A 12,961-nucleotide genomic window follows, 5' to 3' on the forward strand; every position below is an offset into this window, starting at 1 on the left:
GAAGCTCCTCCTTTTCTGACTACCCGAGCAGCCAGGCGACGATCGTCCCAAGCGCTGCTCCGGTCAAAATGTCGGACGGATAGTGCAGGCCGAGATACACTCTGGACAGCGCCACCAGAGCTGCCAGCCCAAAGAACGGCAACAGCAAGCCGGGCAGCGCGATCGACAGCACGGTCGCCGTGCAGAAAGCGGCTGTCGAATGTCCGGAAGGAAACGAGGCGTCCTGCAGGAGGTGGCGACCTGTCGACACATGTTCTAACACCTGATAAGGCCGCGGGCGCGGCATCACTTTTTTACATAGCGCCACGATCAGATGACTGACAAGCAGAGAGATGGAAAGATGAATGCCTGTGTCCTGCCAAAACGGATCGGTGCTCACCAACAGCGCAAGCGACAGCACCACACACCAGATCACCCCGCCAAGATGGGTGATCGCCGGCATCACCCGATCGGTCACACCGTTTTTCCAAGCGCGATTGACCCAGAAGAACGTCACGATATCCCCACTGCGCATCCAGAGCGTCATTCTCTTCATGCCAAGTCTCCTTTCAACTCTTCTACCTTTAAAGTACAGGGCAATTGTTATCCCTTGATGAAGGAATGACGTGGGCTGGCGTAAAGCTTTTTTCTTTTTTCCACATGCGGTAAGATAGGTGAAACAAAATGGAAAAGGGATGATTTCTGATGGAACATCTGCTCAACCGGCGGGTGCAATCGATTCAAATGTCGGGAATTCGCAAGTTTGCGATGATCGCCGCTCAGTATCCTGACGCGATCTCGCTGACGCTCGGCCAACCCGACTTTGCGACGCCGGAGCACATCAAGCAAGCGGGGCAAACGGCCATCAGCAATGACCGCACCTCCTATACGCCAAACGCAGGGCTGATCGAGCTGCGCCAAGCTGCCTGTGCGTTTCTTTCACAAAAATACGGTCTGGACTATCGGGCGGACAGCGAGGTGATCGTCACCAACGGCGCCTCCGAAGCGCTCGACATCGCCCTGCGCACCCTGTTGGAAGAAGGCGCAGAAGTGCTGTTGCCCGGCCCGATCTACCCGGGCTATGAGCCGCTGATCCGCCTGTGCGGAGCGGAGCCGGTCTACCTGGACACCACCAAGACAGGCTTTCGCGTCTCCGGCGAGATGGTGCGCCAGGCGCTGACCGATAAGACCCGCTGTCTGATTCTGCCGACGCCGTCCAACCCGACGGGGGTCGTCCAGAGCGAACAGAGCTTGCGCGAGATCGCAGATGTGTTGGAGGAGCGCGAAGTTTTTGTGATCTCCGACGAAATCTACAGCGAGCTGCTCTATGCGGGGACGCACGCTTCGATCGCTTCGATCCGGTCGATGCGCGACCGGACGGTCGTCATCAACGGCCTGTCCAAATCGCACTCGATGACCGGCTGGCGCGTCGGCTTCACGTTTGCGCCCGCCTACATCACCGAGCAGATGGTAAAAGTGCATCAATACAACGCCGCCTGCGCCTCTTCGATCTCGCAATATGCGGCGATCGAAGCGCTGACAGCAGGCATCGACGATGCGGAAGCGATGCGAGCCGCCTACAAGCAGCGCCGCGACTATCTGATGGAACGGCTGCTCGGCATGGGGTTTGAGGTGATCCAGCCGGACGGGGCGTTTTACATCTTCCCATCGATCGAGAAGTTCGGTATGAACTCGTTCGATTTTGCCACCCGACTGCTGGAGGAGGCGCGCGTCGCCGTAGTGCCGGGCGTCGCCTTCTCCCCGCTCGGAGAAGGGTTTATTCGCATCTCCTACGCTTCTTCGATGGAGCAGTTGCGAGCGGCCATGGATCGGCTGGAAGCGTTTGTACAGACGCTCTGATCAAAAAAGCGAAGCGGCTACGTAGCGCTTCGCTTTTTTGATCGATCCGGCTGACCTTCCGCTTCCCCATCACCAAAGCGGCTCTGCCACAGCAAAAAGCCCCCTTTTGGCAAAGGGGGCAGATCTGTTCGCGCTTGTCGTTAAAACCCGAACATGCACATCGGCTTTTCTTCGGTGCGGAACAGACGTTGCAACTGAGCCGCATAGCTGTCATCAGACAGCTTGGCCAGTCCGGTCATGTGCAAACTGCGGAAGCTGGTCGCACCGGCGATCAACGAGGAGAAATTGTCGACGCGGATCGTCAGCTCCACATCGGCCGCGCCGCCCTCGATCACCTCCGGACGGCCTTCGACAAATTGGATCAGGGTCGATCTGTTGTTTTCCGACAGGAAGCTGTCTTCGAGCGTGACGCTCAGCTTGACGCTTTCGCCGTTAAAATTGTGGTGTTTCAGGTCGCCGAACAGCCCCGCGACATCCACCGCGCGAACCATCAGCCCGCATCCGGTGACGCTCGTCTCCAAGTACAGTCCCTCAAACGCGTCATACGTCTTGGTCGACGGGTTGTTCAGCAAGAAGAGGATGTTCTCATCCTGCGTGGAGAAGCTGACGCGGTGGAACTGATCCTCCTGCGTATGCAAGAAGGTGCAAAACTCCTGAATCGCTTCGTTCGTCTCGTAGACCAGATGGGAGATGACCAGCTGGTTGACCAGCGGCTGCTCTCGCTGAAAGCGCATCACCATATAGCCTTTCAACTCACCCGCTTGACGATACCCGACCACGCGGACAGCGTCCTGTCTGAAAAAGGGTTCCAGGTGATGTTTCGCCAGCGGGGTCAGCCCGTTTCGCGTCTTGCTATAGCGGTTGTAGCAGGCGAGCACCTCTTCGAGGTTCGCCTCGGTCAGCATCTCCAGATTGTCTTTGCTGCCAAAGTTGTTGATGCCAGACGTCTCCAAGTTGAAGCGACGATATTCGGCGCCGTAGCCGAATCCCATCTGTTTATAAAAGGACATGCGGAACGGGTACAGCGTGACATAGCTGATCCCCTTCTGACGAAAATGATCGAGCGAATAGATCAAGATCTCTTTGGCGATCTTTTCTTTTTTCCGCAAGAGATCGACCGCGACCAGCGCAATGCCCCCCACCGGGATCATCCCATCGCCGCGCAAGTTCATCTCAAAATCGAGCAGGCAGACGCCGCCCACCAGCGTATCCCCTTTAAAAGCGCCATAGAACTCACGCTCTGGAAAGCCGAAAAAGCGAGTCATGTTCGCCTTTTTCTGCTCCGGTGTGCCGGGAAACCCCGGATATGCATTGGAAAACAATTTCGTAAAGGACTCGATATCTTCTTCCTGCAGCTTCTTGATCTCAAGCATGGGTATGACTCCTTTATTTTTTAATTCTATTATATACGATAAACCATTCGTAGTGCAGACAATTCTATCCAGAGTGCAGAGGCTCCTCACACTCACCTGAGTCTTGCAGGTCGGCGCGCGTTGCGATCAGTCGATCGAGCGGAGATCGCGCAGGGCCCGCTCGCTCTGCAAAGCTTTTTCAGCAGCCGATGTTCTCCCGATCGGCGATTCGCGAGCGTCATGCATCACGCCAGATTTCGCCATCTGACCTTGACAACGAGAATCATTATCAATTATTCTGGAGGTACTTGAGTCAAATGACCCTCTTTCCTGAGAAGGGAGATCGAATAGAGCATGAAAACTGTCGAAACAAAAATCGAACTGCTCACCCGTTTGCGCACAGAAGGGATGCGTCTGCCGTTCCAATTTGCGCAGGAGCAAGACCGCCCGGAAGGCATCGCGATCGGCCAGCTCTTGCAGGATAGCGCACTGTTGCGGGCGACGATGGAGAACGTCGCCAAGCAGATGAATTCTGGCAATCTGGTCGCTGCCGCCTCGCTGTTTCAAAAGCGGTTGGCCAGCCTGTTGCTCGCCTCGGTCTTGACGCCGCTGTCCACCGTCGGGCTCGGTCTGCTCGCTGATGCGGACTCGACGGAGATCGTGCTGGTCGACAACTTGCCTGTCAGCGTGATCCTTTGCGATCGAGAATCGCTCTTGCTGGTCAACCGCCTGCCGCAAGACTGGCAGAACCTTGAGCCAGGCTTGGTGCGGGAAGATGTTGCGACCGTTCAGCGCGTGCTGAAAGCTGTCTTTGACCAAACGCTCGGACCTTTGATCTATCGAATCGCTGCGGAGTTCAACCTCTCCCCGAAAGTGATGTGGGGTAACGTCGGCAATTTTGTCGGCTACCTGTATGGAGAGCTGTGCGAACATCCGACCTACCAGCAAGCTGCGATCGTCGACCGCGAATATGTGTTTAACTCGGTCGGGTTTACCGCACCGAAGCTCGGCGATACGTTCCAAGAGGTGTGGCTAGAGGAGATCAGCCCAGCTCGCAAGGTGCGCGTTCGCAATTCCTGCTGTCTGTGGAATCAGTTTCCTGGCAACCGCTCTTGCACCACCTGCCCGTTGGTGTGCAATGCGGAGCGCGCCGAACTGCTTTCCGCCTACAAAGCGTAATCGGACAGACCTCCATGCGGCGGGCGCCGAACTTTTCTCCGCCTTGCCAGATCGAATCGGATCGCTCAAGCAGGCGATCCGGTCGGCAGCCGCTCGATCGAACGACAAACAGCCCCCAAGAACTTTGTGCTGCACAGTTCTTGGGGGCTGTTTTTTGTGGTCAAGCGCTGATCGCTGACCCGAAGTGCCGCACCTTTTGCGATTCCAGACGGCGGCGATCACCATCGCTTGCCAATCATTGAAAATAGACAAACTGCGGATGCTCAAGGTCGCTAAAATCATGAGCGGAGATCGCCCAGCCGTATGCGCCCGCATAGGGGAACAGGATCAGGTCGCCTGCGCGCAGCCGCCCGATCGGCGCGCTGTGTGCCAAAATGTCTTTCGGCATGTTCATCTTGCCGGCGATCGTCACCAGCTCGCCTTGCACCTCCGGCCGCGCGAACGGATACGGCCACTCTTCGATCGGAACGACCGTCATCGGATGCGCGTGTTTCCAAGCGCCGGGGAGCAGAAAATGGTGCAATCCCCCTTCGACGATCGCATACCAACCGCCATGATTTTGCCGCACGTCTAACACTTCGGTCACATAGTACCCGCAGGAGGCGACCGCATAGCGGCCGCATTCGAAGAGCACCGTAACATCATCGCCGGCAGCAGCCAAACTGTCTGCCAACCGCTCGGCAAACGGATCGAGATCGAACTGCGCCGCGATGTCCGCATAGTTGACCCCTATCCCGCCGCCAGCGTTGATGTACTCCAGCCGAAATCCAAACTCGTCCGCCCAGCCGCGGGCCTTTTTTGCGTAAAACGCCACCATCTTCAGATGTTGCTCCACATCGAGATTGTTGGAGAGCGAATGAAAATGAAACCCTTTCAGCCGGATGTGCGCACAGCGCATCGCCGCCCGAACCGCCTGCTCGATCACCGCTTCGTCGATGCCGAACTGCGTCGGAACGCCCGCCATCTGCAGCGTCGCGCTCGGCAGCGGCCCGCGCAGGTTGACGCGCAGCAGGATGTCGACCGCCACACCCTTGCGCGCGGCGATCTCTTCGAGCCGCGCCAACTCGTGCATGCTTTCCACATGCAGCAGGGTGACGCGCTGATCGATCGCCCCTTCCAGCTCTTCATCCGCCTTGCCTGGCCCGCCGAAGATGATCGGCGCGTCTTGGCTTACGGCGCGCACTTTCTGCACCTCTCCGATCGACGCCACCTCAAAGCCGTGGACGAGCGGCGCGAGCGCTTCGAGCATCTCCTGCTGCGAGTTCGCCTTGATCGCATAGAAATACCGGCACTGCGGTGGCAGCGCCTGCACAAAGCGCCGCACATGCTGCGCGAGATCGCGCAGGTCGTACAGGTACGCTTTGAGCGGCCTGTTGCCTTGCGTCCGTTTGAGCTCGGCGATCTGTTCGAGCACGCGCCTCATCGTCCTCCTCCTTTCCGATAGTTCCAGAGCGGATTGGGAACGGCGTGCACGCGCACACCACCTTCTGCGAACAAGCGTCGCTTGGTCAACTGCTCCACCTCGATCGTCGCGGAGAACAGATCGAACGTATCGAAGCGATCCTGAAGCGCTGGAAACTGCTGTTGATAGGCGTGGATCACATCGGCTGCCAGCTGCCAGAAACGCGCTTCGGTCAGGCCGTACTGCGCTTCGAGAAACAGGGCCAGCTCGCCCAGGTTGATGAAAAAGAACGCGTCGTGAAAAAAGTCTTTGATCTCCGCCGGGTCCTCTTTTTCGATAAACGAGTTGCGGTTGAGCCGCGGATGGTTGGCCGGCGGATACTGAATCTGCGGTCGAGCGCTCGGGTCGGCCTGATGGGCGCGCGAATAGCGCAGGCCATCATGGAAATCTTTGAGCGCCACCCGTGTCGGCAGGCCCTGCTCGTGCAGCAAGATCATGTTTTGCGCATGCGATTCCATCGCCACACCGTGCGCGTACAGCAGGTGGATCAGCGGTGTGATCGATACGGTCAACAGCTGCTCAAGCCATGCTTCCAACCCGTGGCGCTGCACCCACGGGTCGATCAGCGGACGGCCGTCTGTCAGCAGGTGGCACAGCGCATTGAACGGCACCGCCCCCTCGCCCGCTTCCAAATATCCGTGCAAGCTCTCCCGCCAGATCGCGCCGAGCACGCCGTACACTTTCGCCTCCATCAGCGGGTGCAGCCCCTGATGATGATAGGACACCCCCAGCACCTCTTTGAGCAGGATCACGCGCAACCGCTCGTGGAGATACGCATCTTTGCTGTGCAGTTCCCCCAACCAGTCGGACAGGGTGGCCGCGTTGAGGATCGTGTGCTGTGCGAGGATGCGCCCCGTCGAGGTGTTGGTCATCGACAGCGGGCATTTCACATAGGCGCGCTGAGGATTCGACGCGTTCGCGAGGGTGCGGATCGACATCTGCGGCCGATATTCGTCCTGCCCTTCTCCCAGCAGCACGATGCTCCGCTTGCGAAACTGGTCGAGGAACCCGCAGGCGACCACCTCTCGCCACTGCCACGGGTGCATAGGCACCAGCAGATAGTCGCGCGGGTTAAGCCCCTTTTCCCGCAGGACATCCTGAAAGCGATCGTACTGGTCGCCGAGCTCGTTTCGGAAAAAAGCAGGCTCCTCAAGCGAAGCGAGGTGCGACAGCTTCGCCTCCTCCCGCAAGATCGCCACCCAGATCAGCTTCAGTCGGGGCTTGAACTCGGGGCCGTGCGCAAGATGATCTTGCAGATCGAACCCGATGCGCGATTTGTAGCAGGGATGATAGGGATGCCCTTCCATCACGTCCGCTTCCAGCTCGTCATAAGGGGTCGCCTCTGTCACACCGTTCGACTCGCGATGGTACCGAGAAGCTTGCGCGACTGCATCTTTTAACCAAGTCTGATTGATCTCATCGATAAAGGCGGACAGCTTCTCCTCGTCCGCTCCGAGCAGCGGCGCGATCACCAGCAGGAATTCGGCGAGCGAGTTCGCCTCCCGCCCTTCCTGCTGCGCTTGGCGCAGCACCGGCTCCTCGGTCAGGCGGATGCGCCCAAAGGAAAGCGCGCGCCGTCCACGACAGCTGTAGACCACTTCGCCACCGTCCGCAGCAAAGCCCTGAAAGCGGTAGGTCTGACTCCCATCCGCATGATCGACTGTGCTCGGCTCGACGATTCCCTCATAGATCAGCGATTCGATCAGCTGGCGAAAAATTCGCCGGCGCACCTCTGTCCACTGCACGCTCTCCAGCGCTTCCTCAAACATGATAGCCTCCATCAACGTCACCCCATCCATTCTCATCGTTTAAACGTTGCCCCACCGCCGACTCGCACCTGCGCAGGTCGGGATGGAATACCTGCCATCCGAACTGCCACCGCGCCGAACACCAACACAGATCCGAGCGCGACAAACACAGCCGGCCCGCTGATGAAACCGCCGAGCGTCGAGCCGAACATCGCCCCACAGACCTGTCCGGCGACCAAGATCGAGGAGGCGCTGCCCATGCGCACGCCGCGATTGCAGGCGGTGGAGCTTTTGGAGATCTCCAAAAAGACGGTCTGCAGCAGCGCAGAAAAAGCGAAACCTTGCACCATCCGCAGGGCAAACAGCCATTCGACGCGCTCAGGCAGCGCCTGCAGCATGATCGCGATGCCGCACAGCAACGCCGCCCGCGAAAAATTGCGCTCCGACGCGATCCGGTCGTTGCGCTTGCCCCACCAGGGCGCGCCGAACAGCGCCGTCCCCCACATCACCGCTTGGAGCAGGCCGACCCAGGCGACCGCCTGCTCAGGGGATGCGGACAGCGTCTGCACATGTGGCGCAAAGACGGGAACCAGACCGTAGGCAGCCACGTTCGCGCAGATGCCGCCGACCAAAAAGAGAATCAGGCGACGCGATCGCAAAAAGGACTGCAAGGTGCGAAACACCCCGGTCGGCTGATCGCTCGTCTCACTCTCCGCCTGCGCTCTCTTTTCCTGCAGCAAGAAGATGGCGATCGTCGCCATCAGGGCGACCAGCACGGCCAGCCCTTGCAAAAGCGGGCGAAACCCGAAGAAGCTCACCATCAGCCCGCCGACCAGCGGCCCGAGCAGCGATCCGGCCGACGCGGCGCTCTCCAGCTTGCCGAACACGCGACCGCGCTGATCTTCCGGCGCTTGCGAGCCGGCAAACGCGGCGCCCGCATCGACCACACCGCCAAACGCCCCCTGCACCAGCCGATAGAGGAAAAATTCGAACGGGCTGCTGGCGATCGACATCAGCAGCAAGGTCAGCGCCAGGCCGAACAGCGCGCGGACGACCATCAGCTTTCGCCCGAACCGATCGCCGATCTTGCCCCAGAGCGGAGCGGTCAGCGAATAGGACACGGCGGGGGCGGCCAGCGCCAAGCCGCTCCACAAGAGCACCTCTTGCGGCGCCCCCGCCCCGATCTCGTGCAGGTAGAACGGCAAGAGCGGCGCGAGCACCGTCAAGCTGGCAACGGAGAAAAAGTGAGCGCTCCACAGCACGCGAAACGTTCGCGCCCAGCTCAAGCTGTTCATGAGGTGAGCTCCGCGCGACAGAGCGGGTTGATCGTCGTGCCGCTGCCCGCTGGCATGCTGGCACCTGCCGGGCCGCTCTGCTGCAAGAGCGGCGTGATCAAAAGTTTCGTCGGCCACACCTGCCGCTCAAACAGCTCGCGGTCGAGGATCGCCCGCTGTTCTGCCGCAAACGGCACTTCGTTCAGCCCCTCCGCCAACGTCTGGCGCACCACCTGCCACAGCTCCGCCTCGTCGATGCTGTACGCGCGGCTGAGCGCATCGAGGATGGCGTACAGGTTGACCGAGATGCAGAGCGTCTGCAGGTAGTAGATCAGCCCGTCTGGCCTGTCGTTGTACAGCGAATTCGGCCGATCGGGTTTGACGATATAGCCAGGATCGTCGAGCCCGCACGCCCGCATCCACGGCAGGTGCAGACGGACGGTGTCATGATCGCGCAGCAAAAGCCCGACCACCCGTCCCGCGCGCAGGCGCAGCACCACATTTTGACCGTGCATCTCCGGCAGCACGCCCAGTCGCAACAGGCGCAGCGCAGCGCTGAAAAAGGCGGTGCACACCTCTTGAAACAGGTCGCAGATCGCACGCTTGGTCACCGCTTCCCCTCGATGCTTGAGCCAGCGATCGAACAGATGTCCTTCCTGCGGCAAACTGTCGACGCAAAGCGCTGACATCGGAAGCAGCTGGTCGCCCGCTTCCAGATCTGGATAGCGCCTGATCAGCGCGGAGAGATGGCGCGGTCTGTCCTCGAACAGATCGCTTCCCGGCAGGTGGTAGGCCCACCAGATTCCCTCGTCACAGAGCGCAAGAGTGCTCGCCAGCACCTGATCGCGCTCGACCGCCTGAGCGAGCAGGCGTTGACCGCGCTCCCCGTTCAGCATGTACAGGGCGGGCAGAACGCGCCGCGCCCCGAGCGAGATGATCCCGATCGGCAGTTTGAGATGATCGTTCGTCTCCCTTTTGGGCACCAGCGAGCGCACCGAGGAGGTCGCTTGAAACGCACCGCCCACAAAGTCGAGCGGGATGAAATCTCGCGCTTCGATCTCCGGCACAAATTGTGTCAGGATCACCCGCTCAAGCTGCCAGGGATGCACCGGCAGCGCGAGATAGTCAGCTTCGGAGATGCCGGCGCGGACAAACGATTCGCGTAAGCGCGCCCGCTCTGCTCGATCCAGCACCAGATCGGCCGCCTCCCCCGCTGCTGTCCCCGCGCCAAACGTCAGGACGCTGCGCCGCACCGCCAACCAGCGCAGACAGATCTCCGCCCCATACTCGGCACAGTAGCTGCGGTAGTCGTCCGCTGAAAAACCGCCCTTGACCCGAGCGGTCGGATGAAAAGGGCGGTCGCGAAACGATGCGTACCGCTCCGCCGCCGCAAACGACTCAAACGGGTCAACCCCCGCCTCCGCCTGTTCGCAGATCGCCCGCATCGACAGTTCGGTGTGCAAGATCGCCGTGTGCAAATCCGCTTCGAACACAGCGAGCCCGGGCAACGATTCGTTGCGAGCTGCTGCCAACTCTTTGACCCGCCGCATCAGCTGCAAGGGGTTGAGGCGAGCGCTCACCGCTTCGCCATGCTCCCCGATCTGCACTTCCACCAGATCGGCAGAGCGGCAGCGATAGGCTGTCATGCTCGCGGCGCGAACTGGGATCAGCAGATATCGCATCGGTTCCATGTCGACGCGCAAAAAAAGTTCTCCCTCTCGCTGCACTTCGACCGCCCGTTCCGCGATGCCACATACATTTTCAGCCAACAGTGCACCGACCAGATCGAACAGCACCCGTTCCTCCGCCAAGCTGCGCACGGCGGTCGTTTCTCGTCTGGCACTCGGTTCGGTTGCTCCTGTTTTCATTCCGATTGCCCCTTTCCTGCGATGGGATAGCCGTTCCCAAAGAGAATAATTCTCAGTTGCATGATACTTGGTCACTCGCTTGATGTCAATGAGAATAATTATCACTGAAAATCATTGACATGATAAACGTTATCATTCAATATATGTGATGGTGAAAATGATTCTCATTCCCATCATGCAAAGGAAGGTGTCTTTTGTGACCACATCCTCCACGCTTTTGCCGAGTCATACCCGCTCGGCCCTCCGCTCGATCGCCGACTGTGTCGGCAACACACCGCTTGTGCAGATAAGCCGGCTTTTTCCAGGCCGGAATGTATATGCCAAGTTAGAGATGATGAACCCTGGCGGCAGCATGAAAGACCGCCCTGCCCGCTACATCATCGAAAAAGGCTTGGCCGATGGCATTTTCACGCAAGATACGCATCTGATCGAAAGCACGTCGGGCAACCTCGGCATCGCGCTGGCGATGGTCTCACGGCTGTACGGCCTGCGCTTCACCGCCGTCGTCGATCCGAAGATCACCAAGACCAACCTGAACATCATCAGGCAGTTTGGCGCGAACATCGACATGGTCAGCGTCCCCGATCAGGCTGGCGGTTACCTGCAGACGCGAATCAAGCGTGTGCAGGAGTTGCTGCAGAAGGTGCCTAGCGCGTACTGGATCAACCAGTACGCGAACGAGTTGAACTGGCAATCGCACTACCACGGTGCCGGTCAAGAGATCGCCGAGGCGATCGACGGAACGCTCGACTATCTGGTCGCACCTGTCTCGACGACGGGCAGCATCCTCGGCATCTCCCGCCGGCTGCGCGAAAAGTTTCCTCAGCTCCAAGTGATCGCCGTCGATGCGGTCGGATCGGTGATCTTCGGCACGAAGCCAGGGCCGCGCGAACTGCCGGGCATCGGAGCTTCCCGCGTTCCGGAGATCTTTACTCCCGCCGAGATCTCACAGGTGGTTCACGTGACCGACCGCGAATCGGTGGACGGCTGCAACCTGTTGCTCGAACAGGAGGGGATCTTTGCCGGCGGGTCCTCCGGCTCGGTGATCGCCGCGTTGCAGAAGCTGTTGCCGACCTTGCCGCCCGCTGCGCGCATCGCCATCATCCTGCCCGATCGTGGAGATCGCTATCTGGACACCGTGTACCATCCCGACTGGGTGCAACAGCTGCTTCATCCCTAGAGAGAAAGACGAACCCCAAACCTGAGAGGAGAACCAGAACATGAACAACCCGACCATTCTGTACTTGAGCAAAGAGGACATCATCAAGGTGGGCGGCGGCTCGTCCGACCTGTACGTCAAAGCGCTGTCCCGCGCACTCGAACTGCACAGCACAGGCGATATCGTCCAACCGCTAAAACCGTATCTGCGCGTCGATGAGCAAAACGGGCACATCGCCGACCGCATCATCGCCATGCCTGCGCACGTCGGCGGAGAACAGCCGATCTCCGGCATCAAGTGGATCGGCAGCAAGCACGACAACCCGCAAAAGCGTGGGATGGAACGCGCATCCGCGCTGATCGTGCTCAACGATCCGACGACCAACTACCCGATCGCGATCATGGAGGGCAGCCTGATCAGCGGCATGCGCACCGCAGCGGTCACCGTGCTCGCCGCAAAATATCTGGCGCGAGAAGGCTTTACCACCGTCGCCTGCATGGGTTCGGGCATCATCGCCAGCATGCAGTTGCAATCGCTGCTCGAACAGTTCCCGGCGATCGAGACGATCCATCTGTTCGACCTCAACCGCGAGGCGTCCGAACGCTTGGCCGCTCAGCTGACCGCCAAACATCCGCAGCTTGAGGTGATCGTCTCCCCCGATGCGGAGAGCGCGGTGCGCGCAGGCGATCTGGTCGTGACCTGCACCGTCACCGACAAGCCGTACATTCCGTTCGGCTGGCTGAAGCGCGGCGCGTTCGTCTCGAACATCTCGATCATGGATGTGCACAAAGAGGTGTTCCTCAAAGCGGATAAGGTGGTCGTCGATGATTGGGATCAGTGCAACCGCGAGAAAAAGGTGATCAACCAGCTCGTGCTCGAAGGCACCTTCTCGCGTGAAAAGCTGCATGCGGAGTTGGGGGAAATTTTGACCGGGCGGCGACCGGGCCGCGAATCGGAAGCGGAGATCATCCTGCTCAACCCGATGGGGCTGGCGATCGAAGATATCGCATCCGCACATGAGGTGTACAACCGTGCGGTGCAAGTTGGGGCAGGCACACGCCTGAGCCTGTACTAGAGGTG

10 protein-coding genes are annotated in these 12,961 nt (G+C 59.7%); 4 read left to right on the forward strand and 6 right to left on the reverse strand.

The genetic code is table 11. The features are described from left to right. Nucleotides 1–19 precede the first annotated feature (19 nt). A complete protein-coding gene (locus tag ACFSOY_RS18005) occupies nt 20–535 on the reverse strand; it encodes a phosphatase PAP2 family protein (protein WP_386049027.1) in 516 nt (171 codons plus the stop codon). 149 nt (nt 536–684) lie between these two features. On the opposite strand from ACFSOY_RS18005, the gene ACFSOY_RS18010 reads away from it, so the two are divergent. Further along, on the forward strand, nt 685–1,839 hold the full coding sequence (locus ACFSOY_RS18010; protein WP_386049029.1) for an aminotransferase A: 1,155 nt from the start codon (nt 685–687) through the stop codon (nt 1,837–1,839). Nucleotides 1,840–1,979: 140 nt separating this feature from the next. Here ACFSOY_RS18010 and ACFSOY_RS18015 read toward each other — a convergent pair whose 3' ends face one another. Further along, nucleotides 1,980–3,212 carry a GNAT family N-acetyltransferase gene (locus tag ACFSOY_RS18015; protein ID WP_386049030.1) on the reverse strand — a complete coding sequence of 411 codons (1,233 nt, stop codon included), beginning with the start codon at nt 3,210–3,212 and terminating at the stop codon, nt 1,980–1,982. A gap of 333 nt (nt 3,213–3,545) precedes the next feature. Here ACFSOY_RS18015 and ACFSOY_RS18020 point away from each other — a divergent pair, with 333 nt between their 5' ends. Further along, nucleotides 3,546–4,370, forward strand: a complete 825-nt coding sequence (locus ACFSOY_RS18020; RefSeq protein WP_386049032.1) for an IucA/IucC family C-terminal-domain containing protein — start codon at nt 3,546–3,548, stop codon at nt 4,368–4,370. A 235-nt stretch (nt 4,371–4,605) separates the two neighbouring features. Here ACFSOY_RS18020 and ACFSOY_RS18025 read toward each other — a convergent pair whose 3' ends face one another. The 4 genes from ACFSOY_RS18025 to ACFSOY_RS18040 are packed head-to-tail and all read right to left on the reverse strand — an operon-like array spanning nt 4,606 to nt 10,722. Beyond that, nucleotides 4,606–5,793, reverse strand: a complete 1,188-nt coding sequence (locus tag ACFSOY_RS18025; protein WP_386049034.1) for a type III PLP-dependent enzyme — start codon at nt 5,791–5,793, stop codon at nt 4,606–4,608. Beyond that, the gene (locus ACFSOY_RS18030) at nt 5,790–7,613 is read right to left on the reverse strand and encodes an IucA/IucC family protein (protein ID WP_386049036.1); all 1,824 of its coding nucleotides are present in this window, start codon (nt 7,611–7,613) and stop codon (nt 5,790–5,792) included. The genes ACFSOY_RS18025 and ACFSOY_RS18030 overlap by 4 nt, the downstream gene beginning before the upstream one ends. Before the next feature lie 20 nt (nt 7,614–7,633). After that, nucleotides 7,634–8,875, reverse strand: coding sequence for an MFS transporter (locus ACFSOY_RS18035; RefSeq protein WP_386049037.1), 1,242 nt, complete (start codon nt 8,873–8,875; stop codon nt 7,634–7,636). Then, nucleotides 8,872–10,722: an IucA/IucC family protein gene (locus ACFSOY_RS18040; protein ID WP_386049039.1), complete on the reverse strand. Its 1,851-nt coding sequence runs from the start codon at nt 10,720–10,722 to the stop codon at nt 8,872–8,874. Before ACFSOY_RS18040 ends, ACFSOY_RS18035 begins: the two co-directional genes overlap by 4 nt. A 196-nt stretch (nt 10,723–10,918) precedes the next feature. Between ACFSOY_RS18040 and sbnA the strand changes: the two genes are divergently transcribed. Both sbnA and sbnB read left to right on the forward strand, forming a co-directional pair. Further along, a complete protein-coding gene (sbnA, locus tag ACFSOY_RS18045; RefSeq protein WP_386049041.1) occupies nt 10,919–11,902 on the forward strand; it encodes a 2,3-diaminopropionate biosynthesis protein SbnA in 984 nt (327 codons plus the stop codon). 40 nt (nt 11,903–11,942) lie between these two features. Then, nucleotides 11,943–12,956: a 2,3-diaminopropionate biosynthesis protein SbnB gene (gene sbnB, locus ACFSOY_RS18050; RefSeq protein WP_386049044.1), complete on the forward strand. Its 1,014-nt coding sequence runs from the start codon at nt 11,943–11,945 to the stop codon at nt 12,954–12,956. The last annotated feature ends 5 nt before the right edge of the window (nt 12,957–12,961 follow it).

This window comes from Tumebacillus lipolyticus, assembly GCF_042682745.1.
Classification (GTDB): Bacteria; Bacillota; Bacilli; order Tumebacillales; family Tumebacillaceae; genus Tumebacillus_A; species Tumebacillus_A lipolyticus.